We start from the raw sequence: 17,949 nt of genomic DNA on the forward strand, positions 1-17,949 counted from the left end.
CCGACCATGGAGCGCCTGAACGCATCCTTTCTCAACGGCCGGCCGCGCCCGACGACGACGCGGATCGTGCAATTCGGCGAAGGCAATTTCCTGCGCGCCTTCTTCGACTGGAAGGTCGACCGCCTGAACGAGGCCACCGGTGGCGACTGGGGCGTGACCGTCGTCCGCCCCATCCCCGGCGGCTTCCCGCAGACGCTGAACGAGCAGGAGGGCGTCTACACCGTCCTGTCGCGCGGCGTCGACGAGGCCGGCCAGAAGGTTTCGCAGGCCCGGCTGATCGGCTGCGTGCGCAACGAGATCGCGGCGCACGGCGACTGGGCGTCGGTGCTGGAGCTGGCGCGCGACCCGAACGTCACGGTCGTCGTGTCCAACACCACCGACGCCGGCATCGCCTATGTCCCGTCGGTGGCCTACGCCGACGAGCCGCCGGTCTCCTTCCCCAGCAAGATGACCCGCTTCCTGCACGAGCGCTGGAAGGCCTTCGACGGCGCGCCCGAGGCCGGCCTGCAGATGCTCGCCTGCGAGCTGATCGACCACAACGGCGAGGAGCTGAAGCGCATCGTCCTGCTGCACGCCCGCGACTGGGCGCTGGAGCCGGCCTTCATCAAGTGGATCGAGACGGCGAACGCCTTCTACAACACGCTGGTCGACCGCATCGTCCCCGGCTTCCCGCGCGCCGAGGCCGACGAGCTGCGCCACGAGCTGGGCTACGACGACAGCTTCATGGCGGCGGCGGAGCTGTTCCACCTCTTCGTGATCGAGCGCAAGGAGGGGATGCCGGCGCTGCGCCTGCCGCTGGGCGAGCATGACGAGGGCACCGTCGTCACCGCCGACGTCACCCCCTACAAGGCGCGCAAGGTCGCCATCCTCAACGGCGCCCACACCGGGCTGTGCGCCCTGGCCCTGCTGGCGGGCGTCGAGACGGTGGGCGAGGCGGTGAGCGATCCCGCCGGGGCGCGCTTCCTCGACCGGCTGCTCAACGAGGAGGTCATCCCCTTCCTCACCCTGCCGAAGCCGGAGCTGGAGGACTTCGCGGCGGCCGTGCTGCGCCGCTTCCGCAATCCCTACATCCGGCACCTGTGGCATGACATCAGCCTGAACGGCCTCGTCAAGTACCAGACCCGCAACCTGGACCGGCTGCTCGCCTACCGGGAGCGGTTCGGCCGGCCGGCGCCGCTGATGAGCCTGTCGCTGGCCGCCTGGCTGGCCTTCTACCTCGGCCGCTTCCCCGGCGCCGCCACGCTGCCGCCGCGCGACTCCGCCGAAATCGTCGAGCGCGTCCGCGCCATCGGCGCCCTGGACGACGGCACCCCGGCGGGGCTGGAGGCAATGGTCGCCGCCTATCTGGGCGAGACCGCCTTCTGGGGCCGCAGCATCGACGACCGCTCGCTGCGCGCCCAGGTGATCGAGGACATCCGCTTCCTGACGGACGGGCCCTTCACCTTCGCCCGCCTCGCCGCAAGGCTGGAGGGCTGACGACAAAAGGCCCCTTCCGCCGGCGCGGAAGGGGCCTTTTTCTTTGAGAGCCGCGTTGTTCTGCGCCGGTCCGGCTCAGTCCGGCGGGATGCCCAGCCGCAGCAGCATCTCCACGAGGCCGCTTTCCCCGACGGCCAGGGCAGCCTGCGACGGGGTCAGCCAGCGGCGCTCGCGCTGGCCCTTCTCGGGCCATTCGTCCAGAACCTCGTCGACTTCCAGCAGGAAGACGGTCACCGCGCACAGGACCGACTTGTTGACGCTCAGCCGCTTCATGTAGCGGAAATTGCCGAAGGGCCGGTGATCGACGGTGCCCCGCACGCCGGCTTCCTCGTAGGCTTCGCGCGCCGCCATGTCGCAGGGCTTCACGCCCTCCTCCGCCCACCCCTTGGGAATGATCCACCGCTTGGTTTCCCGCGACGTGACCAGCAGGATTTCCGGCCGGCCGTTGCGAAGGCGGAAAGGAAGGGCGGCGTATTGGGTGGCGGGAGTGCGGTTGCTCATCATGTCCAAGTGGTGAGGCCGGACCCGCGATCCAATTCGGCTGAACGGGATGGCGGGCGATCATTCTTATGACGATGGGCGGCTGTGCTTCGTGCCGCCCATCGGCACCATGATCATCCCCTATTAACGTTACTCAGTGGCAAATTCTTCCGTCAGACGGTCAATAATTTCGCCTACGCCAAACCGGATAGGGTCACTGGCCGGAAGGTCATGGGCCTTGGCCGCCGCCTCCAGGCAGGCGCGCGCCTCGTCCTCGCCATAGGCCTTGGTGTTGATGGCGATTCCAACCGGGCGGATGGCCGGGTTGGTCAGCCGTCCGCAGCGGATCGTCAGGTCGATGACTTCCTGGATCGACGGCAGCGGGTGCTGCACGCCGCGCATGGTGCTGCGGGTCGGCTCGTGGCAGACGACGAAGGCGTCGGGCTGGGCGCCGTGCAGCAGCCCCAGCGACACGCCCGCGAAGGACGGGTGGTAGAGCGAGCCCTGCCCCTCGATCAGGTCCCAATGGGTCGGGTCGGCCGCCGGGGCGATCCACTCCACCGCACCGGAGATGAAGTCGGCCACCACCGCGTCGATGGCGACCCCGCGCCCGGAGATGAACACGCCGGTCTGGCCGGTGGCGCGGAAATCCGCGTCCATGCCGCGGGCGCGCATTTCCTTTTCCAGGGCCAGCGCCGTGTACTTCTTGCCCACGGAGCAGTCGGTGCCCACCGTCAGCAGCCGCCGGCCCGGACGCTTGGTCCCTTTGCCGGTGGCGAAGCGCTGGTCGGAATGGCGCACGTTGAAAAGCTGGCGGCCATGGCGCGCCGCCGCCTCGGCAATCGCCGGGATGCTTTCCAGCCGGGTGTGCAGGCCGCTCGCCACGTCCATGCCGGACTCGATGGCCTGGACGATGACGCTCGTCCAATGCTCCGGCAGGACACCGCCGGCGTTCACCACGCCGACCACCAGCGTGCGGGCGCCCTGCCCCGCCGCCTCGGCGATGGTCATGTCGGGGATGCCGAGGTCGGCCTTGCAGCCCTCCAGCCGGATCTGGCCGAGGCACCAGTCGGGCCGCCAGTCCACGATGCCCTGCGCGGTCTTGGCGCCGAGCTGGTCCTGAACGTCGCCGAGGAACATCAGGTAGGGATGGGGAATGTTCATTTGTCGGGTCCTCTCGAAGAGACCGGTTGTTCTTCAGGCGGGCTCGGGCGTCAGGCCGGCTCGGGCGTCAATCGGCGGGCGGACATCTGGCGGAGCAGGACGGGCACGATCAGCGCCAGCCCCAGCAGCGACGAATACAGTTCCGGCGTCACCAGCAGGATGGCGGCGATACCGAGCATCACCCGCTCCCAGGTCCGCATGTTGGTCAGCAGCCAGCCGGTCAGGGTGGCGCCCAGGCAGACGATGCCGACGATGCAGCCGAGGAAGGCGATGAAGAAGTCCGGCCAGGTGAAGCCCGGCGCCACCAGCAGCAGCGACGGCGAGAAGACGAAGACGAAGGGCACCAGCGCCTTCGCCAGACCCAGCCGGAAGGCGGTGTTGCCGGTCTTGAAGGGGTCGGCCCCCGCCATGCCCGCCGCGGCGTAGGCGGCCAGCGCCACCGGCGGCGTGATGTCGGCCAGCACGCCGTAATAGAAGACGAAGAAATGCGCCACGATCGGCGCCACGCCCAGCAGGCCGAGCGCCGGAGCGGCGATGGTCGCCATGATGATGTAGTTGGCCGTCGTCGGGATGCCGCAGCCCATCAGGATGCAGACCACGCCGGTCATGATCAGGGTGAACAGCAGCGTCAGAGCCTTGGCGTCGGCCAGCCAGCCCGGCAGGAAGGCCCCCGCCCACACCGCCATCTCGCCCGCGGTGGAGGTGACGATGTAGGAGATCTTGAAGCCGACGCCGGTCAACGTGACCACGCCGACGATGATGCCCACCGTGGCGGCGGCGGCGCCGACCGCCAGCGCGTATTTGGCGCCGTCGCGCAGGCCGTCCAGAACCTCCCGGATGGTCATGCGTTTGCGCGGGTTCAGCAGGCCGACCGCGATGCACAGGGTGATGCCCCAGAAGGCCGCCATGTAGGGCGTGTAGCCGGCGATCAGGATGCCGATCAGCACGACCAGCGGAATGACCGTCGGCCAGTCGCGGCGGAAGGCCTCCTTCAGGTCCGGCATCTCGTCGGGGCGCAGGCCGCGCAGGCCGTTGCGCTTGGCCTCGAAATGCACCTGCACCAGCACGCCGAAGAAATGCATGAAGGCCGGGACGATGGCCGCCATGATGATGGTCGTGTAGGGCAGCCCCAGGAACTCGATCATCAGGAAGGCAGCGGCGCCCATGATCGGCGGGGTGATCTGCCCACCGGTGGAGGCCGTCGATTCCACGGCGGCGGCGAAATGCGGCTTGTAGCCCATCCGCTTCATCGCCGGGATGGTCAGCGAGCCGACCGTCACCGTGTTGGCGACCGAGGAGCCGGAGATCATGCCGAACAGCGCCGACCCGAAGATGGCGACCTTGGCGGGACCGCCGGCGTAACGCCCGGCCACCCAGGCCGCGCAGTCGAGGAAGAGCTGACCCAGCCCGATGCGCGTGGCGAAGACGCCGAACAGCACGAAGTGGAAGACGTAGGTCGCCACCACGCCGAGCGCGATGCCGTAAACGCCCTGCGTCGTCAAGTAGAGATGGTCGACGAGCTGCGAGACCGTGGCGCCGGGATGCTTCAGCAGCCCGGGCATCTGCGGCCCCCAGATCGCGTAGCTCATGAAGATCAGCGAAATGATCGGCAGCGGCCAGCCGACCGAGCGGCGGGTCGCCTCCAGCAATACGACGATCAGGATGGAGCCGAGGATGACGTCGGTGGTGGTCGGGTTGCCGACGCGGAAGGCCAGATCGTCGAGCGGGATCAGCGGGACATGCATCACCGCGACGACCGCGCCGATGGCCAGCGCCCAGTCCTGAAGGCCGATGCCGAGCGGGCGCAGCAGCGTGCCCATCACCGGCTCGCCGTAGCCGCGCTTGGTGAAAGGGAAGACCAGGAAGACGAGGCCGAGCACGAAGGAGAGATGGATGCCGCGATGCTCCATCTCCGGAAGGAGGCCGAAGCCGGCGGTGTAGTAATGGAACAGCGACAGAATGATCAGCAGGCCGCCGACCAGATGCCCGGCCAGCGGCGACAGCGGCCGGAAGCGGATCTCGGAGTCGAACTTCTCCTCCAGCTCCCGCGCCTTGGCCTCGTCGAGTTCCATGGACGCGGAATCCAGCCGGATGTCGGGCGGCGGATCGCGATGGGTATCGGTCATGGATGCTCCATTCCCCTCTCCCCTCTGGGGAGAGGGGCAGGGTGAGGGGGTTGCGCGTGTGGGAAAGTTCGGCAAAAGCGCATCCCCCTCACCGGCCCTTCGGGCCACCCTCTCCCCGCTTTCGGCGGACCGAAGGTCCGCCTGTCGCGTCAGCGCAAACTACGTTTGCGCGTGAGCGGAGGGGAGAGGGTTTTACTGGTCGGATGCGGCATGAGAAAAAGCAAGGAAGGTGCGCCTTACTTCAGGACGCCCTGTTCCTTGTAGAACTTCTCCGCGCCCGGATGCAGCGGGATGCCGAGGCCCGAGGTGGCGTTCTTCAACGTGACGAGCTTGCCCTTGGCGTGGCCGGCGTCGAGCGCGGCGCGGCTCTTCTCGTTGTAGAGCGTCTTGACGATGTTGTAGACGAGATCGTCCGGCTGCTTGGCGCTGGTCAGCCACTGGGCGTTGACCGAGATGGTCGCCGTCTCCGGAACGTCCTTGTAGGTGCTGGCCGGAACGGTGTCCTTGGCGAAGAACTGGTACTGGCCCAGCATCTTGTCGACTTCCGGACCGGTGATCGGCACCAGCGAGATGCCCGACGAGGTCGCCAGTTCGGAGATGGCGCCGGTCGGGTAGCCGCCGACGAAGAAATACGCGTCCAGCGCGCCGTCGCGCAGGCGGTCACCCGCCGGACCCGGCTTCAGATACTCCGCCTTCACGTCCTTCTCGGTCAGGCCGAAGGCGCCGAGCACGATGCGCGCGTCGACCAGCGTGCCCGAGCCCGGCTCGTCCAGCGACACCCGCTTGCCCTTCAGGTCGGCGACCGACTTGATGTTGGCGTCCTTGCGGGCGACCAGATGGATGGTTTCCGGGTAGAGCGTGGCGATGACGCGCAGGTCCTCCACCTTGCCCTTGCCCTCAAACAGGCCGGTGCCGGTGTGGGCCCAATAGGCGACGTCCGACTGCGAGAAGCCCGACTCGGACGAGCCGCCGTTGATCGCGTTGATGTTGGCGACGGAGCCGTTGGAGGCCACGGCGGTGGCCACCAGACCGGGCACGCCGCCGTTGGTGCCGGAGATGACGTTGGCGATCAGACCGCCCACCGGATAGTAGGTGCCGGCGGTGCCGCCCGTGCCGATGCGGAAGAAAGCCGGGGTCTGCGCCACGGCGACGGTGGCGCCGATGGCGACCGCGCCCGCCATGGCGGCGAACGCCAGACGGCGGGTCTTGGACATGAACTTCACGACAACCTCCCAATTATTTCGCGTCGTAACGAAATCATGCCTTTGGGTAGGAGGCTTGTCGACACGAATGGGTGTCCCGTCCGCACATACGGCCCATTCCGGACCGCATGTGCGGACGAAACGCGTCAGTCCGCCAGCAGCGCCGCCGCGTGGTGGCGCAGGTGGTCGTCGATGAAGCTGGCGATGAAGAAGTAGCTGTGGTCGTAGCCCGGCTGCATCCGCAGGGTGAGCGGGTGGCCCGCCGCCTCCGCCGCCCGCTGCAGGTTTTCCGGCTTCAGCTGCTTCTCCAGGAAGCTGTCGGCGTCGCCCTGGTCCACCAGGATCGGCAGCCTCTCGGTGGCGCGGCCCAGCAGGGCGCAGCTGTCCCACTCCAGCCACGCGGCGTAGTCGGTGCCGAAGAAGCGCTCGAACGCCTTCTCGCCCCAGGGCACGCTGGCCGGGTTGCCGATCGGCGCGAAGGCCGACACGGCGCGGTAGCGGCCGGGGTTGCGCAGCGCACAGACCAGCGCGCCGTGCCCGCCCATGGAATGGCCGGAGATGGAGCGCCGGTCGGTCACCGGCAGTTCCGCCTCGACCAGCGCCGGCAGTTCCCGCACCACATAGTCGTGCATGCGGTAATGCTTCGCCCACGGCTCCCGCGTCGCGTTGACGTAGAAGCCGGCGCCCAGCCCGAAGTCCCAGGCGCCGTCCGGGTCGCCGGGCACGTCGGGGCCGCGCGGGCTGGTGTCCGGCGCGACGATGGCGATGCCGAGTTCCGCCGCCATCCGCATGGCGCCGGCCTTCTGCATGAAGTTCTCATCGGTGCAGGTCAGGCCGGACAGCCAGTAGAACACCGGCACCTTGCCCGATTTGGCGCCCGATTCGGCCTGCGGCGGCAGATAGACGGCGAACACCATGTCGCAGTCCAACACCGCGGAGCGGTGCCGGAAGCGCTTGTGCCAGCCGCCGAAGCAGCGGTTCGCCGCGATCTGGGTCAGTTGCGACTCCATCCGGTCCTCACGGGTTGTAGAGGATGACGGAACGGATGCTCTTGCCCTCATGCATCAGGTCGAAGGCCTTGTTGATGTCCTCCAGCCCCATGGTGTGGGTGATGAAGGTGTCCAGCTCGAACTCGCCCTTCAGGTAGCGCTCCACGTAATCCGGCAGCTCCGAGCGGCCGCGCACGCCGCCGAAGGCGGAGCCGCGCCAGACGCGCCCGGTGACCAGCTGGAACGGGCGGGTGCTGATTTCCTCCCCGGCCCCGGCGACGCCGATGATCACCGACTCGCCCCAGCCCTTGTGGCAGCATTCCAGCGCCGCGCGCATCACCTTGACGTTGCCGATGCACTCGAAGCTGTAATCAACGCCGCCGTCGGTCATCTCGACCAGAACCTCCTGGATCGGGCGGTCGTAGTCCTTCGGGTTCACCACGTCGGTGGCGCCGAGCTGCTTGGCGATCTCGAACTTGTCGGGGTTGATGTCGATGCCGATGATGCGCGACGCCTTCGCCATGACGGCGCCGATGATCGCCGACAAGCCGATGCCGCCCAGGCCGAAAATGGCGACCGTCGAGCCCGGCTCGACCTTCGCCGTGTTGCGCACGGCACCCATGCCGGTGGTCACGCCGCAGCCGAGCAGGCAGACCTTCTCCAGCGGGGCCGCCTTGTTGATCTTGGCGACCGCGATCTCCGGCAGCACCGTGTATTCGGAGAAGGTGGAGGTGCCCATGTAGTGGAACACCGGCTGGCCCTTCGCCGTGAAGCGGCTGGTGCCGTCCGGCATCAGACCCTTGCCCTGGGTGGCGCGGATCGCCTGGCAGAGGTTGGTCTTGCCCGACAGGCAGAATTTGCACTTGCCGCATTCCGGCGTGTAGAGCGGGATCACATGGTCGCCGACCTGGACGGAGGTGACGCCCGGCCCGACCTCCTCGACGATGCCGGCGCCCTCATGGCCCAGGATCGCCGGGAACACGCCTTCCGAATCCATGCCGGACAGGGTGTAGGCGTCGGTGTGGCAGACGCCGGTGGCGACGATGCGCACCAGAACCTCGCCCTGCCTGGGCGCCGCGACCTCGACCTCTTCGATCTCCAGGGGGCGCTTCGCCTCCCAGGCCACCGCCGCGCGTGACTTCACCATCCCACCGTCTCCATGCGTTCGCGTTTCTTTGATGATCGACGTTAGCATTCCGCGCGCGTTGACAACGCTGCAATGTTGGAGAGGATTGTTGCCGTATGGGGATAATCGGCGCGGAATTGGGGGTTTGACGGGTGAGCCGCTGGGATGGCATCGACGAGTTCGTGGCGGTCGCCGAGTGCGGCGGCTTCTCCCGCGCGGCGGAACGGCTGCGCATCTCCTCCTCGCAGGTCAGCCGGCAGGTGGCGCGGCTGGAGGACCGGCTGCAGGCCCGCCTGTTCTACCGCACCACCCGCAGCGTGACTCTGACCGAGGCCGGCCGCTCCCTGCTCGCTCACTGCCGCCGCCTGATCGAGGAGCGGGACGAGGCGCTGCTCGCCGTCAGCGACCTTCAGGCGGAGCCCAAGGGCCTGCTGCGGCTGACCTGCGCGGTGGCCTACGGCGAGCGGTTCGTCGTCCCGCTGGTCAACGATTTCCTGGAGCTCCACCCCCAGCTCCGCGTCGAGATCGAGCTGACCAACCGCCGGCTGGATCTGGTGCATGAGGGGGTGGATTTGGCGGTGCGGCTGGGCCGGCTGATGGATTCCAGCCTCGTCGCCACGCGGATCGCGCCGCGGGTCATGCATCTGTGCGCCGCCCCCTCCTATCTGGAGCGGCGCGGGACGCCGCGCCGGCTGGCCGACCTCGCCGAGCACGACTGCCTGACCGGCACCGCGGATGGCTGGACCTTCGACGCGGGATCGCTGGAGGATGGCGGCCTGGAAGGAAACGGCCCGGAATGGCTGTTCCGACCGCAGGGGCGCTGGCGCTGCAACAGCGGCACGGCGGTGCTGGACGCGGCGCTGCGCGGCTTCGGGCTGTGCCAGTTGCCCGATTACTATGTGGTCGAGCATCTGACGGCGGGCCGGCTGGTCGCCCTTCTGGAGGCCCATCGCCCGCCCAACACCGCCGTCTGGGCGGTCTACCCGCCGCAGCGCCACCTGTCGCCCAAGGTGCGGCTTCTGATTCAGCATTTGAAGGAAGGGCTGGCCCGGCGGCCGGAGTACCGTTGATCACCGAGGAGCTCGGTCGTCGATCTCTTTGGAAAGTCATTTCCAAAAAAACACTTTATGCGACAAAATATCCCACAAGAAACCCTCAATAGGAGTGACGACCGTCACATCAGTCACCCCTGTCCGATCTCTATTTTCAAGTTGCCTTACGGCTGGTTGCAAAAACAAGATCGATCAGGAGATGACGATGCCGGTAATTGTCGGGACCCCGGATGCGGATGAATTGCGGGGCACACGGAACGACGACGACCTTTCTGGCTTGGAAGGGAACGACACGCTGATCGGTGGGAAAGGGGCGGACACCCTGCGTGGTGGCGATGGAGACGACCGCCTGTACATCGATGCGGATGATCTGCTCATCAGTGGGGGGGCCGGCATCGACACCGTCGTTGTGCAAGGAGCGGTCGGCATCACACTGGATCTCGCCGCCACGGAAATCGAGCGCGCCTACGGCAGCGCGGGCGACGATGTGCTGACCGCCATCGGCGCGACCGAAGGCGTCCTTATTGATGGGCGCGGCGGGAACGACACCATCACCGGCGGTGATTTCAATGACACGTTGCGTGGAGGAGACGGCGACGATCTGCTTCAGGGGGGCGCCGGTGACGACACGCTCGTCGGAGGCCCGGGCTTCGACACACTGTTGGGAGGCGATGGGAACGACCGCCTGTACATCGACGGTTACAGTGATTGGGGCGATGGTGGCGATGGATACGACACCCTTGTCGTGCAAGGAAGCAATCCCGTCTACATCGACCTGGATGTTTGGAACGTCGAACGGGTCTACGGTGGTGACGGAGACGATTATTTCTACGGTGATTACCGTACGGTCTCCGTCGAGATCAATGCAGGGGCCGGAAACGATTGGCTGGTCGGAGGCAGCGCCAATGATACTCTGCGCGGCGGAGCAGGAAATGATTCCTTCGAAGGAGGCGTCGGGGCCGATCTGATCGTCGGCGGAGACGGGATCGATATGGCCTATTTCAGCCGCTCCGGAGCGGCCGTCACCGTGAATCTGACCACCGGGATCGGAAGCGGAGGCGCTGCCGAAGGCGACCGATTCAGCGGCATCGAGAATGTTCAGGGTTCCTACAGCGGCGACACCCTGATCGGCAACACGGCGGCCAACCGGCTGGACGGATGGGAAGGCAACGACACGCTTTCCGGGGGGAAGGGCGACGATACCCTCATTGGAGGGAACGGCAACGACCTTTTGATCGGTGGCGCCGGCGCGGATGCCTTCCGATTCCTTCGGTATGACAAGGGGAGTGACACCATCCAGGATTTCGAGAGCGGAGTGGATCGCATCGAAATCTACGGCTGGTCGTACGGCAATCTTCCTGATGGGACGCTGAATGCCGATCTGTTTGCGCTGGATGCCCCGGTCGACGCCAACGACCGATTCATCTTCAACACCACGACCGGCGTTCTGTCCTTTGACGCCGATGGTACCGGTTCCGGTGCGGCAATCGCGATCGCGACGCTGAACGTCAGGACGCTGTCGGCGTCGGACATCGTGTCGATTCCGTACGGCTCATAACGTCGTCCCGATCGGCATGCGGCGAACCGGAGTGCCCACCGGTTCGCCGCCTTGACACGTCACGGGCGCCCTTGATGTCGTTCAGCAGGCGGTCGGACGCGGCGTGCGCTCGACCTCCAGGCCGAAGAACGGGCGCAGGGCGGTGCCCAGATAATTCCCGGCCAGCGCCGCCACGATCCACACCCAGCCGTGCAGGCTGCCCGACGCGATCCCGCTGAAATAGGCGCCGATGTTGCAGCCATAGGCGAGGCGCGAGCCGTAGCCGAGCAGCAGCCCGCCGACCACCGCCGCCACCAGCGACCGCAGCGGCAGCTTCCACACCGGGGCGAACTTGCCGGCCAGACCGGCGGCGAGCAGCGCGCCCAGGATGATGCCGAAATCCATCACCGAGGTGACGTCGGCCAGCACGCTGTCCTGCAACGCCCTGGCTTGGGCCGGCGCCTGCCAGAAGGGCCAGGAAGCGACGTCCACGCCCAGCGCGGCCAGCCCCTTGCTGCCCCACAGGGCGAAGGCCGAGGTGATGCCCCACGGGCGCCCAGCCAGCGCCAGCGTCGCGAAGTTCAGCACGGCCAGGGCGACCGCGCCCCAGACCAGCGGCCAGGGGCCGCGCAGAAAGCGCCGCAGCCCTTCGGTCCTGGCCGGAGCGCCCTCGATCAGGCGGCCGTGGCGCCGCTTCTCCAGCGCGAGGGTGCCGGCATAGACCGCGGCAAAAATGGCCAGGTTGACCGCCAGCGCCACCGGCCAGCCCCAGGCCGCGACCACCGACACCGGGGCGGCGGTCCATTGCGCCTGCCACCAGGGCAGGTGATAGGCGCCCAGCACCGAGCCGACGATGAAGAAGGCCAGCGTCACGACCATGCGCGTACTGCCGCCGCCCACCGTGAACAGCGTGCCCGAGGCGCAGCCGCCGCCGAGCTGCATGCCGATGCCGAACAGGAAGGCCCCGGCCACCACCGACAGGCCGACCGGCGACACCAGCCCCTTCACCGGCGTGCCGAACAGCGTCCCCGCCGCCAGCACCGGGAAGAACAGCGCGCAGGCCACGGCCAGCATGACCATCTGCGCCCGCAGCCCCGCCCCGCGCCGGTCGGCGATAAAGACGCGGAAGGCGGAGGTGAAGCCGAACAGCGCGTGGTAGAGCACGAGGCCCATGGCGCCGCCCACCAGATAGAGCGCCGCCTGCCGCCCCGACACGGCGTCGCCGATCCACAGGCCGCCGCCCACCAGGGCGAGCAGCGCCACGGCGACCACCCGCCAGTCGATGCCCGGCAGAAGCGTGGCCGAACCCGCCGCCCGGCCCAGAGTCGTGTCCGTCATCCCGACACTCCAAAACAACAAAAATGATGCGTTGATAAAGGCGATTGCCTGATTGATTTCAGTAGATAATAGGATGCTTTCCACAGGAAAGGCCGTTCTGCGCATCCCTGTCCTGCGCGGGATGGCCCGTCAGCCCTCGGGGAACAGGCGACGGGCCAGCCGGCCGAGCGTCAGGCTCTGCACGATGATGGTGAAGGCGACGACGGCGTAGCAGGCGACCAGCAGCAGGTCGCGGTGCGGGTTGTCGGGCAGCGACAGCACCAGCGCCACGGCGATGCCGCCGCGCACCCCGCCCCAGGTCAGGACCGCGGTGACCGCCGCCTTGCGCTCACTGCGCAGATGGACGGCGACCACGGGCAGAACGCTCGCCAGCCGGGCCACCAGCGCCAGCAGCGGCGCCACGAACGCCGCGGCCATCACCGGCGCCTGCCAGGACAGCACCACGGCAGCCTCCAACCCGACCAGCATGAACAGGATGGCGTTCAGGATGGCGTCCACCATCGACCAGAAGGCCTTCATGATGAAGCCGGTCCGCTCCGACGAGACGTGGTGCTTGGCGGTGTTGCCGATCAGCAGCCCCGCCACCACGACCGCGATCGGGCCGGACAGGCCGAGCCGCTGGGCGAGGCTGTAGGTCGCCGCCGCCAGGGCGAGCGAGATCGACAGTTCCACCGCCGGATCATCCGCCCGGCTCTTCGCCCAGAAGGCGATCGAGCCGGTCGCCAGCCCGAGCAGGACGCCGCCGCCTGCCTCCTTCACGATGTCCCAGGCGACACCCAGCACCGTCACATCGGTGTCGGTCCCGGTGGCCAGCCCGAGCAGCAGGGCGAACAGCACCACCCCCATGCCGTCGTTGAACAGGCTCTCCCCCGCGATGGCGGTGCGCAGCCCTTCCGGCAGCGGCGCCTTGCGCAGCACCGCCAGCACCGCCACCGGGTCGGTCGGCGCCAGCGCCGCCCCCAGCACCAGACACCAGATCAGCGGCACCGGCTGGTCCATGGCGTCGAAGACCAGCCACATCCCGGTGCCCATGACGGCGGTCGAGATCACGACACCCAGCGTCGCCAGCAGCGCCACCGCCCAGCGCCGCCGCCACAGCGTGCCGCTGTCCTGTTCCACCGCCCCGGCGAACAGCAGGAAGGCCAGCACCCCTTCCAGCAGCGCTTCGGGCAGGTGGGCGCTGGTCACCAGACGCTCCTCCCAGACGCGGATGTCGATGGCCGGCACCAGCGTCCCGACCACCGCCGTCGCGAAGGCAAAGCCGAAGGCCAGCAGGAACACCCCCGCCGTCGCCGGCAGGCCGAGCAAGCCGCGGCTGGCGAAGCTGAACAGCGCCGCCAGGGTCAGGAGGATGGACAGCAACTCGAACGTGCCCATGGACATCCGTCGGCAAAGGGACAAGCCATGCCAACAGGATGTCCGCGGCGATCCTCTCGCGCGTCAGACCTCCGGGTCGTCCAGCCCCTCCAGGGTGGCCGGGGCGAAGGCGGCCCGCCAGCCCTCCCGGTGCCGGATGTCGCCGAAGGCGGGCAGCACCCGCTCCGCCCCCGTGGCGGCCACAAGCGCCGTCAGCTGGCGCAGCGTCGGGTGGACGTTCCAGCGCCGGTAGCGGGCACGGCCCGCGTCGACCAGGGTCCGCGACGGGGTGCCCTCGGCAAGGTAGCCGGTGAAGACGATGTCCGGTGCTTCCAACCCGGCCCAGCGCTCCACCAACTCGGCGGCGGTGCCGCTGGTGGCGTTGGGGCCGGCGGCGAAGGTCACGTCGCGCGGATCGCCCGGTTCCTTGGCGCGGTCGAGCAGCCGGCGCAGACGTTCCTCCGCGCCGGGCCGCAGGGCGGTGTCGGCCTCCGCCAGAAGATGGGCGATGGCGGCACGGTGGGCGTCGTCGATGGCCGGGACGACGCCATGCTCCAGCGCCCACAGGGCCATCTCCGGCCCGCGCCCGTCCGCCGCCACCGGGAACAGCGCGCCGCCCGCGTGAAGGAAGGGCTCCAGCGCGGCCAGCCGCTCCGCCTGCGGGGTGTCGTCCAGCCCGTAGGAGGCGTCGAGGATCACCCGTCGCGCCGGCGGCGGCGGGTCGAAGGGGAACAAGGCCGACTCGTCGGAATGGTCGCCCATGTAGAGAATCCCGCCGTCCTCCGTGCCCAGGTGAATCCACACCCCGCCCGGCGCGTGGCCGGACCGCCCGGTGGTCACCGGCACGCCCTGAATCTCCACCGTTCCGCGCACCGGCAGCGGCAGGGCCGCGACGGTCGGCGGCAGGAGGCGGGCGGCCAGCGGTGTGGCGTAGACCGGCGGGCTGCCGACCCGGTGGCGCAGGCCCAGCGCACCGGCGTGGTCGCCGTGGGTGTGGGTGACCAGGATGGCGTCCACCCGCCCCGCCCCGCTCAGCGGCGGCAAGCGCCCGGCGTCCGGCCCCTCGCCGAGGTCGAGCAGCAACCGCGCCCCGCCGATCATCGCCAGGAAGCAGGCCGGCCCCTTGTTCCCCAGGCCCGACAAGGCGCGCAGCCGGACCTTCTGTCCACGCCCCGTCATAGCAGCGTCACTTGACATCACGCCCCCGTTCCGCACTGTGCCTATCCCTCGCCGCCTTCCTGAATAGCGCGACTTCCGGTGCCATGACCACTCAGACTCCCGCCCTGCTGATCGACGACGCTTCCCGCCACTATGCCGGGACACCCGCTCCCGCGGTGGACGGCGTGACCATCGACGTGGCGGCGGGGGAGTTCCTCGCCCTGCTCGGCCCGTCGGGCTGCGGGAAAAGCACGCTGCTGCGCATGGTCGCCGGGTTCGAGCGGCTGGACGGCGGGCGCATCACGGTCGGTGGCCGAACCCTGTCCGGCCCCGGCACCCACGTCCCGCCGGAGGAGCGGCGGATCGGCCTCGTCTTCCAGTCCTACGCGCTGTGGCCGCACATGACGGTGGCCGGCAACGTCGCCTACCCGCTGGAGACCGCCCGCGTTCCCCGCGCGGAGCGCGAGACGCGGGTGCGCGCCGCGCTCGACACGGTGGGGCTGTCGGGCTTCGACGCCCGCCACCCCGCCGAGCTGTCGGGCGGCCAGCGGCAGCGCGTGGCGCTGGCCCGCTGCCTCGTGATGAGCCCGGAGCTGGTGCTGCTGGACGAACCGCTCGCCAACCTCGACGTGCATCTGCGCGCGGCGATGGAGGAGGAGTTCGCCGACTTCCACGCCAAGACCGGCGCCACCATGGTCTACGTCACCCACGATCAGGCGGAGGCGATGGCGCTGGCGACGCGCATCGCTGTGCTCGACCGCGGGCGGCTGGCCCAGGTGGCGGCGCCCCGCACGCTCTACCGCGAACCGGCGACACGCATGGTCGCCGGCTTCGTCGGCCAGGGCGCGGTGGTGGACGGCGTGGTGACGGGTCCGGTCGCCGACGGCCGCGCGCGGGTGCGCCTGTTCGGGGCGGACGCGCTGGTCCGCTGCCGTGCCGGCCAACCGGAGGGGCCGGCGCTGGTCTGCCTGCGGCCCGAGGATCTGGAGCCGGCGGCGGACGGTCCCATCGCCGCGACCGTGGTGCGCGCCGCCTACAAGGGCGGCTTCGTGCTGGTGGAGGCCGAACCGCAGGCAGCACCGGGCGTGCGCCTGCTGCTGCGGGTGTCCGGCGACGCGCAGGTCGCGCCGGGCGAGGCGCTGCGCCTCGCGGTGCGCGACGGCTGGGTGGTGCCGGAGGGGCTGTGAGGTGAGGGTGGGGGCCCCGTTCAGCCCCTCATCCCCGCCAGGGAATGATCCCCGCCGGCAACCTCCGCCCCAGCCAGCCGACCGCCAGCAGCACCGCCACGACCACCGCGATGGTCACCACGCTGAGCGCGGCGGCGAGCGTCGGGCTGCCGCCCTCCTCCAGCGCGTAGACGACGACGCCCAGCGTCTCCCGCCCCTGCGACCACAGCAGGATCGACACGGTCAGCTCGTTGAAGGCGGTCAGGAACACCAGCACCCCGCCCGCCGCCGCCGCCGGCGCCACCAGCGGCGCCACGATGGTGCGCAGGCGGCGCAGCGGCCCGGCGCCGCAGGCGCGCGCCGCCTCCTCCATCGCCGGGTCCAGCGCGGCGCAGGCGGCCTGGGCCGGGCGCAGGGCCAGCGACAGGAATCGCGCCAGATAGGCCGCCAGGATGATCCCCAGCGTGCCGTAGAGGCCGACGCCCAGCAGCGGCAACGGCTTCAGGAAGACCAGGATGCAGCCGATCGCCAGCACAACGCCGGGCACCGCGTGCGGCAGCTCGATCAGCACGCCGACGGCGCGGACCAGCCGCCCGCCTTTTCCCGGCCCGGCCATCGCGTGGGCCAGCGGGATCGCCAGCAGGACCAGCAGCAGCGCCGCCGCCCCCGACAGCACGAAGGAATTGGTGAAGGCCCGTCCCACCTGATCGAGCCCCAGAACCGTCGCGTAATGCGCCAGCGTCGCCGTCTCCGGTCCCAGCGGCAGGCCATAGACGCGGATCAGGCTGGTCGAGGCCAGCGCCGCCAGCGGTGCTGCCAGGATCAACGCGACCACGGTCCAGCAGAGGATCTCCAAGGGGCGCCGCGCCCGGCCCAGCCGCAGCACCGCCGCGGGCGCCGAGCCGCCGATCACCCGCGCGTCCACCCGCGCCTGGAGCGCCATCTGCGCGGCGATGCCGACGCAGGCGATGGCGCCGATCAGCACGGCCAGAACCGCAACCTCCGGCAGGACGGACGGGCCGAACCCGGCCAGCCGCCGGTAGATCAGCGTCGGCAGCACCGGAATCCCCGCCGGGATGCCGAGCAGCGCCGGAACCCCGAAATTGCCCAGCGCCGCGACGAAGGACAAGGCCAGCCCGGCGGCCAGCCCCGGCAGGCTGAGCGGCAGGACGATGGTGCGCAGCACCCGCCCGCGCCGGGCGCCCGCCGCCTGCGCCGCCTCCACCAGATCGCGCGGCACGGCGCGCAGGGCGGCGCGCAGCGCCAGGAAGACCAGCGGCGCGTGCTCGATCCCCATCACCAGGATCATCCCGGCGGAGGAATAGACCGGGTTCGGCGTGCCCGGCGCCGGGGCGAGGCCCAGCGGCTTCAGCAGCGGGCTGCCCGAACCGGCAAGGTGAATCCACGACAGGGCGACGATCTGCGCCGGAATCATCAGCGGCAGGATCAAGCAGAAGGCCAGCGCCGTCTTGCCGCGCAGGTCGGTCAACCCGCAGAGCAGCGCGAAGGGCACGCCGAGCGCCGCCGCCACGACCGTCGCCCCCGCCGCGATGGCGACGCTGTTCCCGGTGGCGCGCCACGTCATCTTGGAGGTCAGCACGCGGGTCAGCGCCGTCAGGTCGCCCCCGGCCATCGGCCCGGCGACCTCCCACACCAGCCGCAGGATCGGCAGCAGGACGATCAGCCCGGCCAGCGCGAACAGCAGCGGCGCCCCGGAAACGGAAAAACGACCGGCGGCGTGGAAAGGCCGCCGGTCGTTGAGTGTTGCCAAACTCATCC

General features: G+C 69.4%; 14 protein-coding genes. 4 read left to right on the forward strand and 10 right to left on the reverse strand.

Features of this window, described 5'->3' with window-relative positions:
- Window positions 1-6: 6 nt before the first annotated feature.
- Window positions 7-1,476, forward strand: coding sequence for a tagaturonate reductase (locus tag FBZ83_RS02930; protein ID WP_145680992.1), 1,470 nt, complete (start codon window positions 7-9; stop codon window positions 1,474-1,476).
- Between the two features lie 75 nt (window positions 1,477-1,551).
- Here the strand turns inward: FBZ83_RS02930 and FBZ83_RS02935 are convergent, their stop codons facing one another.
- The 6 genes from FBZ83_RS02935 to FBZ83_RS02965 form a co-directional block, all read right to left on the reverse strand.
- Window positions 1,552-1,977 (reverse strand): NUDIX hydrolase, encoded by a 426-nt coding sequence (locus tag FBZ83_RS02935; protein ID WP_145680993.1) that lies wholly within the window; start codon window positions 1,975-1,977, stop codon window positions 1,552-1,554.
- A 129-nt stretch (window positions 1,978-2,106) separates the two neighbouring features.
- Entirely contained in the window at window positions 2,107-3,120 is a 1,014-nt protein-coding gene (gene dgcN / locus FBZ83_RS02940; protein ID WP_145680994.1) for an N-acetyltransferase DgcN, read from the reverse strand.
- Window positions 3,121-3,170: 50 nt separating this feature from the next.
- Window positions 3,171-5,246, reverse strand: coding sequence for a TRAP transporter permease (locus FBZ83_RS02945; protein ID WP_145680995.1), 2,076 nt, complete (start codon window positions 5,244-5,246; stop codon window positions 3,171-3,173).
- Between the two features lie 236 nt (window positions 5,247-5,482).
- Window positions 5,483-6,460: a TAXI family TRAP transporter solute-binding subunit gene (locus tag FBZ83_RS02955; protein WP_247888128.1), complete on the reverse strand. Its 978-nt coding sequence runs from the start codon at window positions 6,458-6,460 to the stop codon at window positions 5,483-5,485.
- A 134-nt stretch (window positions 6,461-6,594) separates the two neighbouring features.
- Window positions 6,595-7,458: an S-formylglutathione hydrolase gene (fghA, locus tag FBZ83_RS02960; RefSeq protein WP_145680997.1), complete on the reverse strand. Its 864-nt coding sequence runs from the start codon at window positions 7,456-7,458 to the stop codon at window positions 6,595-6,597.
- Between the two features lie 7 nt (window positions 7,459-7,465).
- Window positions 7,466-8,581, reverse strand: coding sequence for an S-(hydroxymethyl)glutathione dehydrogenase/class III alcohol dehydrogenase (locus tag FBZ83_RS02965; protein WP_173400351.1), 1,116 nt, complete (start codon window positions 8,579-8,581; stop codon window positions 7,466-7,468).
- Window positions 8,582-8,715: 134 nt separating this feature from the next.
- Between FBZ83_RS02965 and FBZ83_RS02970 the strand changes: the two genes are divergently transcribed.
- A complete protein-coding gene (locus FBZ83_RS02970; RefSeq protein WP_145680998.1) occupies window positions 8,716-9,633 on the forward strand; it encodes a LysR substrate-binding domain-containing protein in 918 nt (305 codons plus the stop codon).
- Window positions 9,634-9,820: 187 nt separating this feature from the next.
- Complete coding sequence (locus FBZ83_RS02975; RefSeq protein ID WP_211101613.1) at window positions 9,821-11,173, forward strand: calcium-binding protein; 1,353 nt, start codon at window positions 9,821-9,823, stop codon at window positions 11,171-11,173.
- Window positions 11,174-11,254: 81 nt separating this feature from the next.
- Here the strand turns inward: FBZ83_RS02975 and FBZ83_RS02980 are convergent, their stop codons facing one another.
- From FBZ83_RS02980 to FBZ83_RS02990, 3 genes are all read right to left on the reverse strand, one after another.
- Complete coding sequence (locus tag FBZ83_RS02980; protein WP_145681000.1) at window positions 11,255-12,490, reverse strand: YeeE/YedE family protein; 1,236 nt, start codon at window positions 12,488-12,490, stop codon at window positions 11,255-11,257.
- Window positions 12,491-12,619: 129 nt separating this feature from the next.
- Window positions 12,620-13,867 carry a cation:proton antiporter gene (locus tag FBZ83_RS02985; RefSeq protein WP_145681001.1) on the reverse strand — a complete coding sequence of 416 codons (1,248 nt, stop codon included), beginning with the start codon at window positions 13,865-13,867 and terminating at the stop codon, window positions 12,620-12,622.
- 63 nt (window positions 13,868-13,930) lie between these two features.
- Complete coding sequence (locus tag FBZ83_RS02990) at window positions 13,931-15,025, reverse strand: MBL fold metallo-hydrolase (protein ID WP_247888112.1); 1,095 nt, start codon at window positions 15,023-15,025, stop codon at window positions 13,931-13,933.
- Between the two features lie 83 nt (window positions 15,026-15,108).
- Here FBZ83_RS02990 and FBZ83_RS02995 point away from each other — a divergent pair, with 83 nt between their 5' ends.
- Window positions 15,109-16,191, forward strand: coding sequence for an ABC transporter ATP-binding protein (locus FBZ83_RS02995; RefSeq protein ID WP_145681003.1), 1,083 nt, complete (start codon window positions 15,109-15,111; stop codon window positions 16,189-16,191).
- A gap of 28 nt (window positions 16,192-16,219) precedes the next feature.
- Here the strand turns inward: FBZ83_RS02995 and FBZ83_RS03000 are convergent, their stop codons facing one another.
- On the reverse strand, window positions 16,220-17,947 hold the full coding sequence (locus tag FBZ83_RS03000) for an ABC transporter permease (RefSeq protein WP_145681004.1): 1,728 nt from the start codon (window positions 17,945-17,947) through the stop codon (window positions 16,220-16,222).
- Window positions 17,948-17,949 lie beyond the last annotated feature (2 nt).

This window comes from Azospirillum brasilense (assembly GCF_007827815.1).
Lineage (GTDB): Bacteria > Pseudomonadota > Alphaproteobacteria > Azospirillales > Azospirillaceae > Azospirillum > Azospirillum brasilense_C.

Coding starts and splice junctions, on each gene's coding strand:
- FBZ83_RS02945 (WP_145680995.1), bottom strand. CDS start 5,246: ATGACCGATACCCATCGCGATCCGCCGCCCGACATCCGGCTGGATTCC.
- FBZ83_RS02990 (WP_247888112.1), bottom strand. CDS start 15,025: ATGACGGGGCGTGGACAGAAGGTCCGGCTGCGCGCCTTGTCGGGCCTG.
- dgcN (WP_145680994.1), bottom strand. CDS start 3,120: ATGAACATTCCCCATCCCTACCTGATGTTCCTCGGCGACGTTCAGGAC.
- FBZ83_RS02980 (WP_145681000.1), bottom strand. CDS start 12,490: ATGACGGACACGACTCTGGGCCGGGCGGCGGGTTCGGCCACGCTTCTG.
- FBZ83_RS02955 (WP_247888128.1), bottom strand. CDS start 6,460: ATGTCCAAGACCCGCCGTCTGGCGTTCGCCGCCATGGCGGGCGCGGTC.
- FBZ83_RS02985 (WP_145681001.1), bottom strand. CDS start 13,867: ATGGGCACGTTCGAGTTGCTGTCCATCCTCCTGACCCTGGCGGCGCTG.
- fghA (WP_145680997.1), bottom strand. CDS start 7,458: ATGGAGTCGCAACTGACCCAGATCGCGGCGAACCGCTGCTTCGGCGGC.
- FBZ83_RS02930 (WP_145680992.1), top strand. CDS start 7: ATGGAGCGCCTGAACGCATCCTTTCTCAACGGCCGGCCGCGCCCGACG.
- FBZ83_RS02975 (WP_211101613.1), top strand. CDS start 9,821: ATGCCGGTAATTGTCGGGACCCCGGATGCGGATGAATTGCGGGGCACA.
- FBZ83_RS02995 (WP_145681003.1), top strand. CDS start 15,109: ATGACCACTCAGACTCCCGCCCTGCTGATCGACGACGCTTCCCGCCAC.
- FBZ83_RS03000 (WP_145681004.1), bottom strand. CDS start 17,947: ATGAGTTTGGCAACACTCAACGACCGGCGGCCTTTCCACGCCGCCGGT.
- FBZ83_RS02935 (WP_145680993.1), bottom strand. CDS start 1,977: ATGAGCAACCGCACTCCCGCCACCCAATACGCCGCCCTTCCTTTCCGC.